The following is a 19,701-nucleotide window of genomic DNA, read 5'->3' as shown; positions in this document are numbered from 1 at the left end:
CCTCCGAGGGGCCGGCCGGAATCGCTCACTCAAAGAAGGCAGGCCCCCATGCACAGACGTGGATTCAGCCGCGGACATCTGTCCGTGGTGCTGGCGGCCGTGGTCGCCTCGGCGGCGACGCTCGTCGTCAACCCGGCTCATGCGGCCAGCAGTGGCGCCGTGCGCGGCACGGGCTCCGGGCGGTGTCTCGATGTTCCGGGCGCCAGCCAGACCAACGGCACGACCCTGCAGATCTGGGACTGTTGGAACGGCGCCAACCAGCAGTGGACGGCGACCGACAGCAACCAGTTGACCGTGTACGGCAACAAGTGCCTGGACGCTCCGGGCCACGCCACCACGCCCGGCACCAAGCCGGTGATCTGGAGCTGTACCGGCGGTGCGAACCAGCAGTGGCGGGTGAACTCCGACGGCACGATCGTCGGCGTGGAATCCGGGCTGTGCCTGGCCACTACGGGATCCGGTACGGCCAACGGCACGGCGGTCGAGATCGCGACGTGCAACGGCGGCAGCAACCAGAAGTGGACCGGTCTGGCCTCGACCGCCAGCACGTGTTCCCTGCCGTCGACGTACCGGTGGACCTCGACGGGCGCCCTGGCGCAGCCGTCGAACGGATGGTCCTCGCTCAAGGACTTCACCACCGTGACGTACAACGGCAAGCACCTGGTCTACGGGACGAACTATTCGACGTCCGCCAAGAAGTGGGGCTCGATGGCGTTCGCCCCCTTCACGAACTGGTCGGACATGGCATCGGCCCCCCAGACCGGCATGAACGAGAACGCGGTGGCGCCCACCCTGCTCTATTTCGCGCCCAAGAAGATCTGGGTGCTGGCCTATCAGTGGGGCGCGTGGCCCTTCATCTACCGCACCTCAAGCGACCCCACCAACCCCAACGGCTGGTCCGCGCCGCAGCCGCTGTTCACCGGCACCATCCCAAGCACCGAATCCGGCACCGGTCCGATCGACCAGACCCTGATCGCCGACGACCAGAACATGTACCTGTTCTTCGCCGGTGACAACGGCAAGATCTACAGGGCGACGATGCCGATCGGGAACTTCCCGGGCAACTTCGGCTCCTCGTACACCACGGTCATGAGCGACACGACCAACAACCTCTTCGAGGCGCCCCAGGTCTACAAGGTCAAGGACCAGAACCAGTACCTCATGATCGTCGAGGCGAAGACGTCCGGCAACGTGCGCTACTTCCGCTCGTTCACCGCCTCCAGCCTGAACGGTTCATGGACTCCGCAGGCCACCAGCGAGAGCAGCCCCTTCGCGGGCAAGGCCAACAGCGGCGCCACCTGGACCAACGACATCAGCCACGGCGACCTGGTCCGCAACAACCCCGACCAGACCATGACCATCGATCCCTGCAACCTTCAGTTCCTCTACCAGGGCCAGGCCCCCAACCCGCCGCAGGGCACCCCCTACGAGCAGCTGCCCTACCGGCCGGGCGTCCTCACCCTGCAGCGCTGACCGGTGCGCCCGTGATCACCGGCTCATGACCGTGCCGGCGGGGTCCCCGAACACGCGGCTCCCGCTCGGCCCCGGGAAGGCAGGACTCCCTGCCTTCCTCGAGGCCTGCGGCGGCCGGAACGACCAGCGGCGGACCGCGCCGTCCTTCTTCCCTTGCCGCTGTTGCGGTTCGTTCGCGGATCTGGCCGCTGCCGACGGAGTTCTCCACGCTCGCGCGCAGCACCTCGGTGCCGGCCGGTGATGCCGTCCGCACAGCGCTCGGCGAGGGTGAGGCACGCGGCACGCGGACGGACCATCGACTCCGACAGGGAGTGCAGGATGACCGGCTCGAAGGCGTTGAGCAACTGCCCGGCCTCAGCGGCCATGGTGACGGTGGCGTCGTTGCCGATCACCTCGAAGGCGACCTGGTCAGACGCGTCCCTCAGCTGACGGTGGCCCGCCCCGCCCCGACACACGGGTTCGCTCGTTGACGCAGGGTGTTGCCGAGCGCCGGACCCGACACAGCGGACGTCGACCGTGGGGCGGCGGCGGGGGCGGGTTCGCCGACGATCGGGTCGGCACACCGCGTTCCGATCCGCGTGCAGTTCGGGCCCATGTCATCGGGAACCCCTTCATGCATGATGACGGGATGAACCATGGCGACCAGCGCTTCCACGTCATCGTGCTGTCGAACTTCGCGAAGGGCTTCGACAAGTACGCGTACGCCTACGGCAAGGCGGGGATCCCGGAGAGCACCTATCCCGACCGGTTCCATCTGCTGTCCCGTGCGGAATTGGGAATCGGTATCGGCAAGGCACGACGCCTGCTGGAGCGTCTGGCTATTCCCGGAGACCGGCTGCTGGTGCTGGAGACCACAGTGGACCCCGACAAGCTGGCCCCCAACGCGGCGACCGGCCTCGGCATGGAACTGCACGAGGCTCGCATCCGACTGTCGGCAGTCCACGAGCTCGACCAGGTAGGCGAGGAGTGCGACGGGTTCACGTTGCGCCCGACAACTGTCGAGGACGCGATGGCGGCATCCCTGCATCTGCAGGGGTCGGCACTGCGTCGCTACGCCGACACACGACCGCGCTCCGTGTCGCTTCTGCCGGTCGCCTCCGCCTGCCAGGCGCGGTGTTCGTTCTGCTTCTCCTCGGCCTCGATCTCCAGCGACCAGGCGCCGGCGCGCGTCCCGTGGGACGCGGTCACCCACTGGCTGGAGCGCGCCCGTGCGGCGGGCGCCGAGCGGGCGGTGATCACCGGTGGCGGGGAGCCCACACTCATACCGTTCGAACAGCAGCTGCGACTGGTGTCCGCCTGCTCGGCGGCCTTCCCCAAAGTCGTTCTCATCACCAACGCGCACACCCTGGCCAAAGGCGGGCACGCTGACCGAGCCGAGCGCCTCGCGGCCCTGAGCGGCGCGGGCCTCAGCGTGCTGGCGGTCTCCCGTCACCATCAGGACGACGCCGTCAACGAGCGGCTGATGACGCTGCGCACACCGGTGAGCGCGGTGATCGACACCTGGCGCACGGAACGTGACCGCCGGCCGGGGCTGCGGATGAGGCTGATCTGCGTGCTCCAGCACGGTGGCGTCGCCGACGCGGACGGGGTCGCCGACTACCTCTCGTGGGCAGCCGCCCTCGGTGTCGAGGAAGTCTGCTTCAAAGAGCTCTACGTATCCACCAGCACCGAGTCGCTCTACTTCGAACGCGCCGCCAACGTCTGGAGCCGAGAGCACCAGGTGTCGCTGTCGGTCGTCACCGGGTTCGCCGAGCAGCACGGCTTCGCACTGGCGAGCCGCCTGCCCTGGGGCGCACCGGTCTACCACGGCGACTGGGACGGACGAACGATGCGGATAGCCGCGTACACCGAGCCCAGCCTGCTCTGGGAACGCACCAACGGGATCGCGCGCAGCTGGAACGTGATGGCCGACGGACGCTGCTACGCCTCCCTGGAGGACCGGGCCAGCGAGATCGTGCCGGAAGGTGCGACGGCATGAGGTTCGAGGAGTTCCAGGACTTCCGGCAGCGGGAACTCAGCGGTTCCCCGTCGCTTCTGGACGCCGCCGAGACCAACGTGTACCGGGCACTTGCGCCGATGCGACCGAAGCCGCCTGCCGACGTGAGTACGGTGCACCGGTGTGACCTCGCCCGTGCCTGGCTGCGGCGTTTTCAGCTGCCGGAAGAGTGGTCCGGCCACGCCATGGTCTGTCGAGGAGTTCGGCACGGGCTCGGTGTGGTGTTCCAGCGCCTGCACGCCGTGCAGGCGCGGTTGTGGCTTCCCAGCGACGTGTATCCGGTCTACTTCGAGCTGGCCCGCGCTGCGGGCCTGGAGCCCGCGTCCTACCCGACGCTGCCGGCGCCGGCCCTGCCGAACTCGCCGGCGGACGACCGGGCCGAGTACCTGCTGCTCGCCAACCCCAGCAAGCCACTGGGCCGCTACCTGTCCGAGGCCGAGTGCGCCGCGGTGATTTCGTGGCTGCGCGAATCACCGCGCCGCCGTGTGTTGATCGACAGCGTCTACGACCTGGGAGCTCCGTTCGCCATGGGCACACGGCGACTGCTGGACACCGGTTGCGCGGTCCTGTTGCATTCGGTCACCAAGGGCTGGCTGTGGCCACGCACCTTCGGCGTGGTCCTTCTGGGCGAGGAGCAGGCCGAGTGGGCGGAGTGGGCCGAAGCGTTCCGGTCGGACCCGCCGGCCCGGGAGCAACTGGGACTCGCCCACCGACTGCTGACCGAGCACGGCGACATGCCCGGGCGCATCGTCGACGAACTGGCCGCACGGGCTGAGCGGCTGTTCGAACGGTTGCCGGACGACGTGCTCGGGGCAGTTCCCACGGCGAGCCGGACTTGCCCCGGCAACTACTTCTTCCCGGTCGGCATCCCGGCTCGGACGCTCCTGCGTGAGTGCGGCGTGCTCGCCATGCCGGTCAGCGTGTTCGGGGAGACCAGCTGGCCCGGCTCCGTCCTGACCAGCCTGGCCGACACGTTCGGCCCGGCGTCGGGCGGTGGCCGATGAAACGCCGAAGGGCGCGGCCGCCCCGATCTCGTGGCCTCAGCGAGGGAGCACCGATGCTCACTTCTCCGGGTCGGCCCAAGTCGCCGCAAGTGCTCGCCGATCGGGAAAGCGAGGACCGGAGACCATCTCCTGAGTGGCTTCACCGTTGAGCCAGCACACTTGCTCGGGGGCGCCGTCTCCGGTGTCGAACAGGCAGCACACTCCTCCGCTGTCGGCGGTGAGCTCGGTGAACACTTTCCTGATGTTGACCGACCGCGCGAACAAGCGACTCATTCCCGTCGTCGCTGCCCAGCAGTCCACCGACGTGTAGCCAGGGTGCAGAAGGGACTCGAAGCGGATCATCGCGTAGATGTACCCGATCTGGATGCGCCCGTCGGCCTCGGGGTCGGAGCCGTTCGTCTGCGCGTACTCACGCAGTGCGTCATCGAGCTCGAACATGAGGGACATGTCGAGCTCGAGCGTGCTGCTCGTGGAGCAGTCGACCGGCTCGCTCTCGAAACGGGACGTGAACGGGAGGACGAGCCGGTCACCGCCGGGCAGGGTGATCTCCAACGGCGGCACGGCACGGGCCGGTGGCGCCAGTTCGGCCAGTTCGGTCAACACCCTGCCGACATTCCGCGGACGCACGTAGATGTCGTAGTTGTAGGTGAGCCCCACATCTCCCCCTGTCCCGAAGCGAATCACACCCTCTCACGCCCCGTCCCTTGGGTGCTTGTCGCACCGATCCCCCAGGGGACCGAGGCCGCCCTCGCACCGCCGACCACCAAGGCCGGCATCCCCCACTCCGGCTTTCCGCAGGGTGATTCGTCGATTCAACGAGATCATGTGAAGTCGCCGGCAGAGACGCCGCGCCCTACGCTGGAACGATGGGCCTTGTGGGCCGCTCCGGGAAACCTCCAGCCACACTGATCAGGAGCGATCATGAGACGCGGCGGGCAGATTGACATCATCCCGAGCTGGACCCCTCAGACTGCTCAGATCGAGTTCGAGTGGGAGGATACGGGGATCTCAGGCCCTCACCCGACGGACAAATGGTTCGGCACCATGGCATTCATCGGCGGAGCCATGAGCCAAGAAGGGGTCTGGGAGTGGGAGCCCGCTGCGAAGACCCTTCACTTGTGGGTGCTGGTGCCGGGCGGCGAGGGGCACCGCCATCTGATCGCCACGCTCCAGCAATTCACCCTGCCTCTCACGTCGGGCATGACGGGGAGCGGAACCCTGGCCCCCACCCTCGGGCTGCCGGTCGTCGGGGAATTGACGCTGACCTGGCGTGGACAGGTCCATGGCACGTGATGCGGGTCATCGTCCTCCGTCGCGCCGGGCACCCAGCGGGTGATCGAGACTGCGAAGGGCGCGAATCCGCTGGATCGGATCACTGGACCGGATCACGGGTGGCACGAACAGGATCGCCGCCCCGGCGGCCCGTGCGGTCACCGTCCCGCCGAGCCGTGACCCACTCCTGCTGCCGGCCGAGGTCGGCGAGAGGTCCGCGCACGACCTGCTTGGCCTCCGGGTCCGTGCCCGGGAGAACCGATGTCACCCGATGTCACCGGCGTTGCCGGGATCGCGATGTCCGCGCCGTGCCGGCGGCTGAAGGACGACCCTTGATCCCCCACACCCCGACACCGCCCACGGTGCACCCGCTGACGGCCGCCCGGTCCCCGACGCGGGACCGGGCGGCCGCGTGACGCCTCCGACGTCATATGGCGCTCACTTCAGTTGACCGCGCTCCAGGCCTCCCCCATCGTGCTGCACTCCGTGCTGCCCGCACCGTAGAGGCCGCGGGCCGCGTTCAGAGCTCGATGCGACACTCCTCGGGAGTGAACCGACAGGCGCCAGACACGACAGCAACCGGTTCCTCCCCTGGTTTCACCGTCTGAGAAGTCGTGGTCCGACGCTCACACGGTCATGCGCGCGCTGCGGCTCTCCTCTAAGGGGCGTCCGATGCTCCTGAGCCCTCGGGCACAGGGGGCGCCGTCGGTCGGCCCTCCATTTCGCGCTTCCTGGCGGCCAGGGCCCTCGCCAGCACCATGGACCGGTAGGGATTCGACGCACTGAGAGCCTTGGCCACCTCCATGGCCTCGTCCAACAGGGCCAACCGTTGCTCGGGCGACCCCTGCACCAGGAGCGACGCGCTCGCCTCCACCAGGACGTACGCCAGCTTCGACCCGTACACCTCCGGCTCGACCGGCGTCAGAAGGCGGTAGATCCACAGCCCCTCGGCACCGCGCACCACGCGCCGGTTGGCACTGAGCAGTCTGACCCTCGCCAGCATCACCATGTCCTGATCCATTGCTCCCCCTTCGTCCCGTCACCCCCGGTCGACGCACGTCACACAGCGAGACAGCACGGTGAACGCATCGACAGCCGCCAAGGGCTGCCGACACGTCGACCGGGGAGTGGATGACGACGAGTCTCGCGCGCGAAATCGACTGCCACAAGGTCGAACGGGCGTGCGCTGGGTCCTACCGAAACCGTCTCCGAGCAGGCATGATGGACCTGACACCCTCTCAAGTCCCGTTTCTGCCGCTGTGTGTGGACGCAACCGCGGCATCCAGCGGATCGATCAGACGCCGTTGAGGGCGGACTGGTGCGCGGTCGAAGCGGGCGCAGCCCGGCATCGTGCGCCGCGCGCCTCCCCGCGGCTCGCCCGCCCCCGGGCTTCGGGCCGCGCACGCCAGACCTCGCCGGGGTCGGCCGAGAGGTACCGCGCCACACCTCCGAATGGCTTCGAACGGCTGCCCGTGCTGCGCCGCGGAAAGCCCGCCGATGAGTTTCCGGCGAGCCTGGGGTCTACCCGTCGACGAAGGGAGCGCACCATGCGCCAGATCATTGTTTGCACGTTCCTGACCCTGGACGGCGTCATGCAGGCGCCGGGTGGTCCGGACGAGGACGCCGAAAGCGGTTTCGAGCACGGCGGCTGGCAGAAGCCGGTGGCCGACGACGAGGTCGGCGCGGCCATCGCCGGTTGGTACGAGCACTCCGACGCGATGCTGCTCGGCCGCAAGACGTACGACATCTTCGCGTCGTACTGGCCGACCGCCGATCCCGACAACCCGTTCACCCACCGGATGAACAGCATGCACAAGTACGTGGCGTCCCGGACCCTGACGTCGGTCGAGTGGCAGAACTCCACGCTGCTCCAGGGCGACACCGTCGATGCGGTACGCAGGCTGAAGGAGTCCGACGGCGGCGACGTCAACGTCGTCGGCAGCGGGGACCTCGCTCAGACGCTCATGCGGCACGACCTCGTCGACGAGTACCGGCTGACCGTCCACCCGGTGATCGTCGGCACCGGCAAGCGGCTGTTCGCCGACGGAGCGATCCCCACTGCGCTGGAGCCGGTCAACGTTTCGACGACGAAGGGCGGCACCGTCGTCGGCGTCTACCGGCCGAACGGCAAGCCCAGCTACGACAGCTACTAGGAGCGCCCCTGGCCAGGGCGGGAAGTGATGGCGTCACGCCAGCGTGGCGACAATGGCCGGAAGGGACATTGGCGGGGCGCCCTCGTCGCAGGGACTCTTCTGGGGCGACCTCGAACGTGGACATCAGAACAAGGGGGCCGAACATGCGCAGGATCGCGACGACCGCTGCAGCGCTGGCACTGACCGTCGGGGGTGGGCTCGCCATGGCGCCCAGCGCCGACGCGGCGACAGCCTGCCCGTCCGGAGCAGTCTGCATCCGCGAGACGGACGGCGGCATCCTGAGTCGGAACATCTTCTACAGCTACGGCTATCACAACCTGTCCAACGTCACCGGCGATCGCGTGCTGGTCAACAGCCAGACCGGCGGTGCCGGCTTCCAGGTCTGCTTCGGGTACAACGGCGTCAACTGCTCCGAAGTGGCCCGGGAGACCGGTGATTTCGCGCCGTACGACATGACGCCGATCAACTCCGTGGTCCTCGTGCCGTAGCCATAGCCGCGAGCGTCTTGCCGACAGAGGCGGTCACGGTACGGGGTGACGTGAGCATGCTGCCCGAAAGCGCAGGTCACGGCTGTTTCGCAAGGTTTCCACAGGTCTGTGGCGCACTCTGCGGTGGGCAACGCGGACTGCCGCAGAGCGGAGCCTCGTTCGGCTTCAGGGGCCGCCGCGTCGAGCTGTGGAACCAGTCGGCGCCCGACCGCCACAGCAGCGCTGAGATCAAGTCCGGGCGCAAGGCCGGCGACCGGCTGTGTGCGGCCCCTGCATGGGAAGCCGCACGCAGTCCGTCTTCGATTCCCACTGCGCCGCGCGCGCCTGCGTTGGTCTCGGGGGCCCAGATCGCCTCGGGGGCCCAGGCGTTGCGGCCGTCGGGGGTCGCGCCGGCGACGTTGAGCAGCCACGGCTGCGACCAGGTGACGAGGTCCGTCGACTCCCGCACCACCAGGTTGCGGCTGCCGTTGTCGGTGGAGCCGTCCACGGTCGAACCGCAGCCCCAGCACAGGTCGGTGGCGATGATCCAGTACTTGCTGCCGTCGGGGGACCGCACGAACGTCGCGGGACCCCCTTGGCGCCGAGCGGGGAGCGCGGCACCATGCCGCCGTCCGCTCTCCGCTCGAAGCGGGTCGATGTCGCCGCGGTGCATGGTCGTCCACAGCCGATACAGGGCGTCTCTCCGTGCAGCAGGACAATCCGTACGATCCATCCCACTCGCCGGCTCTCCTTGCGTCGGGGGTATTGCTGCGGGATTTTCCCAGTGTTAGCTTCCTGCGAACCGATTCGATGGAGTGATCCTTCCGACGACCCCGAGTCCACCCCCCACGACCTGTTGCCATGCCGGACACCGACCTGGCCCCAGGAGGCTCTCCGCCTTCGGGAGGCCTCGATATCGAACCGGTTCGATGTCGCGTGCCACCGGGTCCTGTTCAGCGGCCCGGCATGCGGCCGACTGCCACGGGCCGGCCCAGGCCGACCGGGACCGTAACTCACAGGATTGAGGACGCAGTACATGCCATCCGCGTCACCCGCTGACAGTTCAGGCCGCCGCCGGGCCTCGACCGCCGCCGCGGTCCTGGCCCTCGGCGCGGGCCTGCTGGCCGCACCGGCCGTGCCCGCGCAGGCGGCCGACACACCCCGGCCCACGGCCCGCTACACCTTCGACGAGGACGACCTCACGTCCGGGAAGATCACCGACAGTTCCGGCAACGGCCTGACGGCGAGTCTGGTCAACGGCTCCACCGCGCAGTCCGTGGAAGGCACGGGCGGCGGCAAGGCGCTCGCCCTGCCCGGCGGGGCACCCACGTCCGACGGCGCGTACGTGCGCCTGCCCCGGGAAGTGGTCGGCGAGGCGACCGACCTGACGGTGTCCGCCCGTGTGAAGTGGGGCGACGACACATCGTCCTGGCAGCGGATCTTCGATCTGGGCGCCGGCACCACGAAGTACCTCTTCACCACCCCGTCCAACAACGGCGGGGTGCTGCGCACCGCCGTGACCACCGGTGGAGGGGGCGCGGAGTCCCAGGTCTCCGGGTACGCGCCGCTTCCCGCCGACGCCTGGCGCACGGTCACGGTGACCCTCGACGCCGCCGCCGGGAAGGTCACCACCTACCTGGACGGCGTGGCGGTCTCCTCCTCCGCGACGACCGTCAAGGCCAAGGACCTGCTGGACGGTTCGGCCACGGCAGCCGGCTACATCGGAAAGTCCTTCTACCCGGATCCGCTCCTCAAGGGCGCGATCGACGACTTCACGGTATGGCACGCGGCGCTCAGCGCCGAGCAGGTGGCGGGTGTGGTCGGCGACGTCCCCACGCTCCAGACGCTGTCGCAGACGTCCTTCGAGGTCCGTACCACCACCGGAACAGCCCCGGCCCTCCCCTCGTCGGTCCGCTCCTCCTACTCCGACGGCTACGACCGCGACACACCGATCGTCTGGGACGCCGTACCGCCGGACAAGTACGCCCGGCCCGGCACGTTCACCTCGGCGGGCACGGCGGCCGGGCGCCGGGTGACCGCGACCGTCACCGTCGTCCGGGAAGGCGAACTCACCGTCGACCTCGGCTCGGACACCGGCGCCTTCCACGGCGGCGCCTCCGGCACCCTCTATGGCGTGTACGGGACGGACGTCCCCACCAACAACCTCATCGAGGGCATGGGCCTGCGCACCGTGTCCACGAAGGCGCAGGACGGCCCTCAGCATCCGGGAGGCGACGCGCTGGAGGTCGTCAAGCCGCTGGCCGACTCCACCGACGGTGACGTGTACATCTACATGACCGACATCCATCGCGGGTTCCCGTACGAGTGGCCGGGCGCCACCCCCGCGGAGAAGGTCAAGCTGTACGAGGAGAAGATCGCCAAGCAGGTCGACCAGGTGCTGCGGCTGCCGCGCCAGTACCAGGACAACATCGTCTTCGTGCCGTTCAACGAGCCCGAGGGCAACATGTTCGGCACCGGTGAGTGGAGCTACGACAAGGTCAGCTGGCTGAACTCCCCCGACGCGTTCTTCGCCGCCTGGGACTCCGCGTACCGGCTCATCAAGGGCAGGATGCCCGACGCCCGCATCGCCGGTCCCAACACCAGCATCCTGTACGACCAGGTGAAGGGTTTCCTCACGCACACCCTCGCCGCCGGCACCCTGCCGGACGTGATCACCTGGCACGAGCTGAGCCACCCGGAGGCGGTACGCGCCGGCGTCACCAAATACCGGACGTGGGAGAAGGCCCTGTTCAAGGGAACCGACCGGGAAGGCACCCGACTCCCCGTCAACATCAACGAGTACGCCTTCAACTATCACACCTCCGTCCCCGGCCAGATGATCCAGTGGGTGTCCGCGATCGAGGAGTCCAAGGTGGACGCCGACATCGCATATTGGAACATCGACGGCAACCTCTCCGACTCCGCCGTCCAGTCCAACCGCGCCAACGGCCAGTGGTGGCTGCTGCATTCATACGCGTCCATGAGCGGCCACACCGTCACGGTCGACCCGCCGTTCCCCGGCCAGAACTACACCATGCAGGGCGTCGCCACCCTCGACGAGAAGAAGAAGCAGGCCCGGCTGATCTTCGGCGGTTCCTCCGGCAAGGGACACATCACCTTCGCCGGCATCCCGAAGAAGGTCTTCGGCAAGAGCGTCCACGCCTGGATCCGCGAGATCGAGTGGAGCGGGCAGATCGGCGACAACCCGGGCCCGAAGCTGCTCGCGGAGACGAATCTGAAGGTCGGCGCCGACGGCTCCGTCTCCGCCGACTTCGGCGACGGCACACTGCCGGCGCTCAAGGAGTCCTCGGCGTACGAGATCGTCCTCAGCCCGGGCGGGAAGGCGAAGTCCACGCAGTCAGCGCCCGTGCGCTGGCAGGGCTCGTACGAAGCCGAGGACGCCGCCCACACCGGGTCCGGCTACTCGAAGAACGGCCCCGAGGGCTCCACGAAGGACGTGTCGAAGTTCTACACGTCCGGCGGCTACGACGTGGGCGGCCTGCGCACCGGCTCGGACGTCACGCTCGACTTCCCCGTGGACGTGCCCGAGGACGGCGCCTACGATCTGAGCGTCTTCGCCAACTCCCTCAACACCTTCGACAAGGTCCAGGAGCAGGGCCCGACCAACGTGTTCCTGCGGGTGGACGGCACGGCGGACAGCGAGCAGGAGATGCACCTGCCGCTCGGTTACAAGTGGGTGGTGTGGGATCACAGCGACACCGAGGTCGAGCTCACCAAGGGCAGGCACATCCTGACGCTCGCCGCGAAGAGCCTCGACGGCAAGCGGGTCACCAAGGGTGACGCCATCGTGGACCGGCTGACCCTGTCCCTTCCGGACGCCTCCGCCCGCACGCAGGTGTACGAGGGCGAACTGGCCTGGCTGGGCGGCGGGTCGCGCCCCGACTACGACCTGCCCGAGCGGGCGGCCACCGGCGCGGGCGCCGCCCGGCTCCCGAAGAAGGGAACCGCCACCTTCTGGGTCTACTCCCCCGCCGACCGCGAGGCGACCCTCACGTTCGACACGCTCGTCGGCACGGACGGCCGTGTCACGGTCAACGGCCAGGACGTCCTGCGCCTGGGCAAGCGCAGGAACAGCGTCGCCGTCTCCCTCTCCGGCGGCGTCAACAAGGTGACGGTGACCGGAGGTTCGGGCATCACCCTCGTCGACCGCCTCACGGTCACCCCGACCGAAGGCGCCCTCGAGGCGCGCACGTACGAGGCCCAGGACGCCGAGCTCACCGGCTCGGCCACCCTCAGCCCCCTCTCCCTGGCCACCGACGGCACCGCGATCAGCGGCATCGGCGGCGAACCGGGCAACGGCAACACCGCCACGTTCACGGTCACCGCGGACAAGCCGGGCCTGCACGCACTGCGCATCCGCTACGCCAACCCCGAACAGTCCCCGGCCACCCACTACAACCCGGACCCGCTCACCCGTCACGCCGACCTCACCGTGAACGGCGGCGAGACCCGGCGGGTCTTCTTCCCGCACACCTTCCACCAGAACAACTTCTGGGAACTGACCGTCCCCGTCCAGCTCGAGAAGGGACGGAACACGCTCACCTTCCGCTCCGAAGAACTCCCGAACTTCGACGGCGTCACCTACGCCTCGGACACCTTCCCCGGCGTGCTGCTCCGCTCCCGGTACGCGCCGTTGATCGACCGGATCACCCTCGCGCCGTACGCGAAGGTGACGCGGTGAGGTGAAGTGAAGTGAAACGGCGAGGCGCCCGGGTCCGTCAGGCCGACGGACCCGGGCGCCTCGCCGTTTCGCACGACAGCGCCCCGGTCGCCGCCGTCGTGCAGTGCCGCGAGACCACGATCGGGCCGGCCGGCACACCGTCGTGCGCGCCCCGAACGCCGGGCGGTGTCAGTGTGCTGACGTATTCTTCCCGCCACTGCCCACCGACTGTGAGGATCAGAAGCGTTGACCGGCCTGACTGCCTTCCCGCTGCCCTTTCGTGCTTCACCTTCCCTGTCGTACGCGACCCCCCGAACGCTGCGGGAACTCGAGATGATGCAGTGCAGCTCGCTGATCCGGACGAAGCCGGGATGGTTCGACAAGATGAACGACGCCGACATCGTCGCCAGGTGGACGCAGGAAGCGGTCGCCCAGGGCCTCACCGAGGCGCAGGTCCAGTACGTGCTTGCCGAACTCCGGCATTACGCCGCGCTGCGGGACGCACGAAGCGGCGTCGAGGTGTCCGCCGTCGACGGGGTGTGGCAGTCGGACACCCTGGTCGACGACAAGCTCAGGTCCCGGCTGAGCGAGGCGGTTCAGATACTGGAACAGGTCCCCGAAGCGGAGCGGGACTGGCATCCCGGGTCCGACGGGCAGGTACTGGATCTGGTGCATCCCTCACTGTTCTGCCTGGTGAGAGAAGTGAGCGGGGCGCCCGAGAAGGCTTGGCAGAACCCGACGGACCGCTACTCGAAACACGAGTTCTCGGAGAAGTTCCAGTGGCTGCCCACGGACGTCGACGTGGACGACGACGGGAGTGTCGCCTTCCGTTCGTACGTCAACAACGTCCACCCCGAGACTCATCGTGAACTGGCCGCCGTCCTGCCGGACCTGTTCGCGCGCCTGCGCCCCCTGTTCGAGAACGTCCTCACCGATCTGCGCCATCCACGGCCCCTGCGGATCGAGGCCGATCCCTACGGGTGGTACGACTCGCAGCCGCAATTCCCGGACAGGTCCTCCTACACCGATGACGCGTCGCACGCCGAAGCCGTCACCGCGTGGGAAGAGGCGCAGGACGACTGGTGGGAGAACCGCCGCCCGGTCGTCCCGGACGCGCCGGCCTTCACCCCGCCCGAGTCGCCCGACGAGTCCGCCCGCGTCGACCTGCGCGGCCGCAGCCTCCAGGTCATCGTCAAGCTGGCCACCCTTCACCTCTCCCCCGACAAGCCCGAATACGCCGGTGGTTCCTGGCATGTCGAGGGGATGATGAACGAGCGGATCGTCTCGACAGGCATCTACTACTGGGACAGCGAGAACATCACCGAGAGCCGGCTGGGTTTCCGAACGGCGCTCGACGATCCCGACTACGAGCAGAACGACGACAACGGCCTGCGTGAGGTCTACGGCCTGGAGGACGAAGACGCACTGAACCAGACGCTGGGGTCGACGTCGACCCCGGCGGGCCGCTGCCTGGCGTTCCCCAACATCCTGCAGCACCGGGTCAGCCCGTTCCGCCTCGCCGACCCCACCCGACCGGGCCACCGCAAGACTCTCGCGTTCTTCCTGGTCGACCCGTCGCAGCAGATCGTCTCGACCTCCGATGTGCCACCGCAGCAGCCGTGGTCCGACACTTCGACGATGACGCTCGAGCAGGCCAGGGACTTCCGCGAACAACTCATGCAGGAACGCAAGTTCTTCGTCGCCGAACACAACGAGCAGCTCTATGAGCGCGAATTCTCGCTCTGCGAGCACTGACCACGCCTGCGCACGACGAAGCAGTGGACGAGGCAGTGGACGAGGCAGTGAGCTGACGGGCAGGCGTTGAGGGCCGGGCGGAAGGCCGCGATACTGGCGCCCGGCCCACAGGGGATCAAGGGAGGACAACATGAGCCAGGGCGTCACCAAGGCCATGGTGCGTGTCGAGAACGTCCACAAGTCGTACGGTCAGGGAGCCGCCGCCGTCCATGCCCTGCGCGGCGTGTCCTTCGACATCCCCCGCGGTGAGATCGTCGCGCTCAAGGGGCGTTCGGGCTCCGGGAAGACCACCCTGCTGAACATCGTCGGAGGGCTCGACGCGCCGGACCGCGGGCGGGTCACCCTGGACGGCCTCGACCTGTCGGAGCTCGGCGAGGACGGCCTGCTGGCGCTGCGCCGGGACCGGATCGGCTTCGTCTTCCAGTCGTTCGGCCTCATCCCGATCCTGACGGCCGCGGAGAACGTGGGTGTGCCGATGCGCATGCGTCGGGCCGACGTACGGGAGCGCGAGGAGCGGGTCGAGTTGTTGCTGTCCCTGGTGGGCCTCGCCGACCACGCGGCGCAGCGGCCCGGCGAGCTCTCCGGCGGCCAGCAGCAGCGGGTCGCCATCGCCCGCGCCCTGGCCAACAACCCCTCGTTGCTGATCGCCGACGAGCCCACGGGCCAGCTGGACGCGGAGACCGGCCAGACGGTGATGGAACTGCTGCGGGCGGTCGTGCGCAGCGAACACGTCACCGCCCTGGTGGCCACGCATGACGCGACGCTGCTCGGCCTGGCCGACCGGGTGCTGGAGCTGCGCGACGGGGAGATACAGGGGGCGGCGAGTGAGCAGGCCGAGCCGTCGCCTGCCCGGTGACGGGTGAGGTGTGACAGGTGACGACGGTGACGAGTTCGCCGTCGGCCGGCCCGGCACGGCGCGTCACCGCGGCGCGTCGACGCGGCGAGCGGCCCGCGCGCCTGCCGTCGGGTCGCGGTCGGGCGATCAGCTGTGCCCGCTGTCGTCCGGCCATACGGTGATGTGGTCCTCCTCCAGATCCAGCGCCACCCGGTCGCGCATGCCCAGCACCTTCGTGTACTCGGCGGGCAGCTGGAGGCGGCCGGCCCGGTCGAGCATCGCGTACTCGCGGGCCACCAACGTCTCGTGGCCGGTGGTCTCGTCGACCTCGCTGCGGCGCAGGACCTCCGTGGAGGTGCGGCCGTCGCGGATGGCGACCGTCCGGCGGACCTCGGTGGCCACGGCGCGGTCATGGGTGACGATGACGATCGTGGTGCCCAGCTCCTCGTTCGCCGTGCGGAAGGCGGCGAAGATCTGCTGGGCGGTGTGGGAGTCCAGCTCGCCGGTGGGTTCGTCGGCGAGCAGCACCGCCGGGTCGCAGGCGAGGGCCACGGCGATCGCGACGCGCTGCTGCTGACCGCCGGACATCTCCTGCGGGCGGCGGTCCCGGCAGTCGGCGACCTGGAGCAACTCCAGCAGTTCCAGGGCACGTTCGGCGCGGGCCCGGGAGCGGGAGCGGTGTCGCCCGCCCGCCAGCTGGAGGGGCAGGGCGACGTTCTGGGCCGCCGTGAGATAGGGCAGCAGGTTGCGGGAGGTCTGCTGCCAGATGAAGCCGACCACCTTGCGCCGGTAGTGCAGGCGGTCCTTCGCGGTCATGGCCAGCAGGTCGTGGCCGGCCACCTTGGCCACTCCGGCGGTGGGGGTGTCCAGGCCGGCCAGGATGTTCATCAGGGTGGACTTGCCGCTGCCCGAGGCGCCCACCAGAGCCATGAGTTCGCCCTCGCGGACGAGCAGGTCGAGGCCCTGGAGGGCCTGCACCTCCACGCCGTCCGCCGAGAAGATGCGGACCAGACGGTCACAGGTGATGAGCGCGTCGTGGCCGTAGGCGGGCCGATCGCGGGTGGCGGTCGCCTTGTCGGTCAGTTCGGCGAGGGTGGGATTCGTCGTCATCGGGCTCCGTAAGGTGTGAGGCGGCCCGGGAGGGCCGGATGTGGCTTATCGGGTTCTGCCTCCGGTGGCTCCCGAGGAGTGGCCGTCCGGCTCTCCGGGGCCGCCGGGGAGGCAGGCGACCGCAGGACCGCCGGGGCCGCCCGGGACGTCGTTAAGGCCGGGTCCGCCGGGGAGGCGGCGGGCCGGCCCGCTCACCTGGTGTCACCCGCTCTCAACTCCCGTACCGCGCCCTTCCTCCCCGCCCACGATGCCTGTACGCCGGCGATGCCCACCGTCACCGCCATGACGGCCAGCGTCGGCACCGTCAGCGACCAGGCGTCGGGGGACAGCAGGGTCTGCTTCAGGGGAACGACCGAGGGCGGCAGGGCCACTGCGGTCAGGTCCACGCCGGGGGCGAGCAGAAGGATCGCGCACCAGCCGGTCAGGACGCCGCCCACCGCGGCGAGCACGGCCTGGGGCAGGGACTCCAGGACGAGCATGCGGCGGCCCTGAGCACGGGTGAGGCCCATGGTGCGCAGGCGGGCGAGCAGCGCGACGCGCTCGGGAGCGGCGCGCAGGAGTGACAGGAGCAGCGCGAGGACGGCGTAGCCGGCGCCTGCCGCCACCGCCGCCGTGTAGAGGTGCTCCACGCCGGACTGGAGGGGAGAGTCGACGTACCGGGCCCGCTCGTCGGCGCGGAGGCGGACCGACACCTCGCCGCCGGCCGTCTCGCGCAGGGCGCGGCCGTCCGCTTCGGGGCCCGTCAACAGCAGCGTCGTCGGCTTGGCGGCCGTGGCGTCGAGGCCGGCCCGGTCCACCACCAGGAAGTCGGCGCCCGGCACGGCGGGTGTGCTGTCCCGGACGAGGACGATGCGGACGGTGACACTGCTGCCGTCCTCCATGGTGACGGGGAACGGGGACGAGCCGTGCGCGTCCGCGACGCGCGGGGAGGCCACTGCGGGCAGCACGGCGCCGGACCCGGACTCCCGGCGGTCCGTTTTCAGTACGCCTTCGGAGAAGGCGCCGAGGCCCGTGCGGCTCGTCAGCTCCGCATAGCGGTCGGGGTCCGCGCCCACCACCGGCACCGCTTGGCGGCCGTCGTTCGGCTTCGCCTGGTACGCGATGCTCACCGCGGTGACGTCCCGGACGCCGGAGATCCGGCGGACCCGCTCGGCCAGTCCCGCGGGCAGGGGGCCGACCGTCGACTCCAGCCGGGCGTCGGCCCCGACGGCGAGGATCGCCGACTGGCTTCTGGTCTCGCCGATGCCCGCCAGGACCGAGCCGCCGAACGAGGCCGTGGTGAGGGCGGTGAGCAGGGCGAGCAGCGGCAGCACCGCGGACGCGGAGGTGCGGCGGCCGGCCCGGGCCAGGGCCAGATGGCTCACCACACCGCGCAGCCGTCCGGCCTGGCCGGCCAGGCCGCGCAGGGGAAAGGGGTAGAGGCGGACCAGCAGCAGCGCGGCGATCACCCCCACCAGCACGGGCGCCGCCGAGATCAGCTGATCGCCGGACCCGCCGGAGGTGCCCTGCCGGCGCAGGGTCACCACCGCGCCGGCGGCGACCGCCACCAGCGTCAGCTCCGCGACCGTGCGCCGCCGTGACGGTCGTACGGACGTCACGTCCTGGCGGAGTGCGGGGATGCGGACGACCCGGTGGGCGGCAGCCGCGCGCAGGGGGAGGGCGGTGCCGGCGACGAGCGTGACGGCGAGGGCGGCCAGTACGGCGGGCAGGGCCCGGGCGCCGGGAAGGGCCCGCATCGCCACGGCCAGGCCGAGGGCCCCGGCCGGGACGGCGACCACCGCCGTCTCCGCGAGCAGACGGGCGGCGAGGCCGGCCAGCGAGGCGCCGCGGGCGCGCAGCAGGGCCAGTTCGGTGCGGCGGCGGTCGGCGGCCAGGCCGCCCGCCAGCGCCAGGACGACGACGGCGACCGTGCCGCTGCCGAACGCCGCGACCGCGATCAGCGGGGAGACGCCGTCGTGCAGGCGGGAGTAGGAGGCGAGGACGTCGTCGAGGCCGGTGCGGGCGTCCGTGAGGGGGTCGGTGGCCGTGCGTATCCGCTGGAGGTCGGGGCCCGACGTCAGGGCGGCGAGGGCGGACTCGAGCGCGCCCAGGTCGCGGTGGCGCAGGGTGTGCGGGTCGGGGGCCAGCCGCCAGTAGCGGTAGGGCCGGCCCTCGGTGCCCAGCAGCGCCGGGGCGGCCTCGGACGGCAGCAGCAGCGCGCCGAGCCAGTACCGGGGCGACTCCGGGTCGACGGGCGCCACCCGCATCAGCACGGGGGTGCGCAGCAGGGTGTCCGTCGCCCAGTAGGCGCCGTCCCGGTCGCGGGGTTCGACGATGGCGGTGATCCGGACGGCGAGCGCGTCCCGGCCCGCGCCGGGGACGTGCAGGACCGACCCGACCTCGATGCGCATGCTTTTGGCGGTGTCCGCGCTGACCGCCGCCTCCACCTCGGGCGTCGTCGCGGTGACCGAGGCGGACGCGCGGGGCAGACGGCCCTGGCTCAGCCGGGCGTGGTCGGCCAGGCCGGCCTGGGCGACGAGGCAGACGCGGGCGGGCAGCCCGCTCGGCCGGGGCAGCCAGGGCTCGGGCACCTCCTGGTTGACGGAGGTGGTCACGCCGTACGACGACTGGCGGGGGTCGGGGTCGAAGGGGTGCCGGACCGCGCCGATGACGCTGTCGTACTGGCGCTTCACGGTGGCGGGGCGCAGTGCCTGCTCGCGTTGGTCCTGCGGCAGGTTCGGCAGCGGCGTCGGGGCGGACAGGGTGACGACGCTGCGGAAGTGGGGCACCTGTTCGACGGAGTGACGCAGGCCCGCGTCCTCGTACCGCTCCAGGGCGCGCGGGAACGCCGCGGCGAGGCAGGCGGTCACCGCCACCAGCAGCGCGAGGGCGAGGGCGGCGCCTGGGGCGGACCGCAGACGGGTGCGGACCCACGGGGCGGCGGCACGCTTCGTACGACTGAACGGGATCACCATG

General features: G+C 70.1%; 13 protein-coding genes and 2 pseudogenes. 9 read left to right on the top strand and 6 right to left on the bottom strand.

All coding sequences use genetic code 11. From position 1 onward, the window contains the following. The first annotated feature begins 48 nt into the window (after window positions 1–48). Window positions 49–1,473: a non-reducing end alpha-L-arabinofuranosidase family hydrolase gene (locus QA802_RS40195; RefSeq protein ID WP_334533792.1), complete on the top strand. Its 1,425-nt coding sequence runs from the start codon at window positions 49–51 to the stop codon at window positions 1,471–1,473. 190 nt (window positions 1,474–1,663) lie between these two features. On the opposite strand, the pseudogene aspA reads toward QA802_RS40195, so the two are convergent. Next, a pseudogene (gene aspA, locus QA802_RS40190) lies at window positions 1,664–1,883 on the bottom strand (aspartate ammonia-lyase); the annotation flags it as partial. Between the two features lie 218 nt (window positions 1,884–2,101). Between aspA and QA802_RS40185 the strand changes: the two are divergent. Both QA802_RS40185 and QA802_RS40180 read left to right on the top strand, forming a co-directional pair. Further along, entirely contained in the window at window positions 2,102–3,451 is a 1,350-nt protein-coding gene (locus QA802_RS40185) for a radical SAM protein (protein ID WP_334533789.1), read from the top strand. After that, a complete protein-coding gene (locus QA802_RS40180; protein WP_334533786.1) occupies window positions 3,448–4,473 on the top strand; it encodes an aminotransferase class I/II-fold pyridoxal phosphate-dependent enzyme in 1,026 nt (341 codons plus the stop codon). The genes QA802_RS40185 and QA802_RS40180 overlap by 4 nt, the downstream gene beginning before the upstream one ends. Window positions 4,474–4,530: 57 nt before the next feature. Here QA802_RS40180 and QA802_RS40175 read toward each other — a convergent pair whose 3' ends face one another. Then, window positions 4,531–5,130: a hypothetical protein gene (locus QA802_RS40175; protein ID WP_334533783.1), complete on the bottom strand. Its 600-nt coding sequence runs from the start codon at window positions 5,128–5,130 to the stop codon at window positions 4,531–4,533. A gap of 264 nt (window positions 5,131–5,394) precedes the next feature. On the opposite strand from QA802_RS40175, the gene QA802_RS40170 reads away from it, so the two are divergent. Continuing rightward, window positions 5,395–5,766 (top strand): hypothetical protein, encoded by a 372-nt coding sequence (locus tag QA802_RS40170; protein WP_334533780.1) that lies wholly within the window; start codon window positions 5,395–5,397, stop codon window positions 5,764–5,766. 637 nt (window positions 5,767–6,403) lie between these two features. On the opposite strand, the gene QA802_RS40165 is transcribed toward QA802_RS40170, so the two are convergent. Continuing rightward, on the bottom strand, window positions 6,404–6,766 hold the full coding sequence (locus QA802_RS40165; protein WP_334533777.1) for a hypothetical protein: 363 nt from the start codon (window positions 6,764–6,766) through the stop codon (window positions 6,404–6,406). A 526-nt stretch (window positions 6,767–7,292) separates the two neighbouring features. Between QA802_RS40165 and QA802_RS40160 the strand changes: the two genes are divergently transcribed. Further along, entirely contained in the window at window positions 7,293–7,898 is a 606-nt protein-coding gene (locus QA802_RS40160) for a dihydrofolate reductase family protein (protein WP_334533774.1), read from the top strand. Between the two features lie 143 nt (window positions 7,899–8,041). Next, on the top strand, window positions 8,042–8,386 hold the full coding sequence (locus QA802_RS40155) for a hypothetical protein (protein ID WP_334533771.1): 345 nt from the start codon (window positions 8,042–8,044) through the stop codon (window positions 8,384–8,386). Window positions 8,387–8,714: 328 nt separating this feature from the next. Here the strand turns inward: QA802_RS40155 and QA802_RS40150 are convergent. After that, window positions 8,715–8,995, bottom strand: a pseudogene (locus QA802_RS40150) (1,4-beta-xylanase); the annotation flags it as partial. 406 nt (window positions 8,996–9,401) lie between these two features. Between QA802_RS40150 and QA802_RS40145 the strand changes: the two are divergent. The 3 genes from QA802_RS40145 (at window position 9,402) to QA802_RS40135 (ending at window position 15,657) form a co-directional block, all read left to right on the top strand. Then, window positions 9,402–13,067, top strand: a complete 3,666-nt coding sequence (locus QA802_RS40145; protein WP_334533768.1) for a LamG-like jellyroll fold domain-containing protein — start codon at window positions 9,402–9,404, stop codon at window positions 13,065–13,067. A gap of 225 nt (window positions 13,068–13,292) precedes the next feature. Continuing rightward, entirely contained in the window at window positions 13,293–14,801 is a 1,509-nt protein-coding gene (locus QA802_RS40140) for a DUF4246 domain-containing protein (protein WP_334533765.1), read from the top strand. Between the two features lie 130 nt (window positions 14,802–14,931). Continuing rightward, window positions 14,932–15,657: an ABC transporter ATP-binding protein gene (locus QA802_RS40135; RefSeq protein ID WP_334533762.1), complete on the top strand. Its 726-nt coding sequence runs from the start codon at window positions 14,932–14,934 to the stop codon at window positions 15,655–15,657. Between the two features lie 126 nt (window positions 15,658–15,783). Here the strand turns inward: QA802_RS40135 and QA802_RS40130 are convergent, their stop codons facing one another. Continuing rightward, window positions 15,784–16,746, bottom strand: coding sequence for an ABC transporter ATP-binding protein (locus QA802_RS40130; RefSeq protein WP_319167946.1), 963 nt, complete (start codon window positions 16,744–16,746; stop codon window positions 15,784–15,786). Between the two features lie 191 nt (window positions 16,747–16,937). After that, window positions 16,938–19,700, bottom strand: a complete 2,763-nt coding sequence (locus QA802_RS40125) for an FtsX-like permease family protein (protein ID WP_334533757.1) — start codon at window positions 19,698–19,700, stop codon at window positions 16,938–16,940. Window position 19,701: the final 1 nt, after the last annotated feature.

This window comes from Streptomyces sp. B21-105 (genome assembly GCF_036898465.1).
Lineage (GTDB): Bacteria > Actinomycetota > Actinomycetes > Streptomycetales > Streptomycetaceae > Streptomyces.
The sequence above is the reverse complement of the archived record's forward strand: the minus strand, read 5'-3'. Positions and strand labels throughout refer to the sequence as shown.

Excerpts from the sequence above, each read along its gene's own strand:
- QA802_RS40195 (WP_334533792.1), top strand. The coding sequence starts at position 49 with ATGCACAGACGTGGATTCAGCCGCGGACATCTGTCCGTGGTGCTGGCG.
- QA802_RS40185 (WP_334533789.1), top strand. The coding sequence starts at position 2,102 with ATGAACCATGGCGACCAGCGCTTCCACGTCATCGTGCTGTCGAACTTC.
- QA802_RS40180 (WP_334533786.1), top strand. The coding sequence starts at position 3,448 with ATGAGGTTCGAGGAGTTCCAGGACTTCCGGCAGCGGGAACTCAGCGGT.
- QA802_RS40170 (WP_334533780.1), top strand. The coding sequence starts at position 5,395 with ATGAGACGCGGCGGGCAGATTGACATCATCCCGAGCTGGACCCCTCAG.
- QA802_RS40165 (WP_334533777.1), bottom strand. The coding sequence starts at position 6,766 with ATGGATCAGGACATGGTGATGCTGGCGAGGGTCAGACTGCTCAGTGCC.
- QA802_RS40160 (WP_334533774.1), top strand. The coding sequence starts at position 7,293 with ATGCGCCAGATCATTGTTTGCACGTTCCTGACCCTGGACGGCGTCATG.
- QA802_RS40155 (WP_334533771.1), top strand. The coding sequence starts at position 8,042 with ATGCGCAGGATCGCGACGACCGCTGCAGCGCTGGCACTGACCGTCGGG.
- QA802_RS40145 (WP_334533768.1), top strand. The coding sequence starts at position 9,402 with ATGCCATCCGCGTCACCCGCTGACAGTTCAGGCCGCCGCCGGGCCTCG.
- QA802_RS40135 (WP_334533762.1), top strand. The coding sequence starts at position 14,932 with ATGAGCCAGGGCGTCACCAAGGCCATGGTGCGTGTCGAGAACGTCCAC.
- QA802_RS40130 (WP_319167946.1), bottom strand. The coding sequence starts at position 16,746 with ATGACGACGAATCCCACCCTCGCCGAACTGACCGACAAGGCGACCGCC.
- QA802_RS40125 (WP_334533757.1), bottom strand. The coding sequence starts at position 19,700 with ATGGTGATCCCGTTCAGTCGTACGAAGCGTGCCGCCGCCCCGTGGGTC.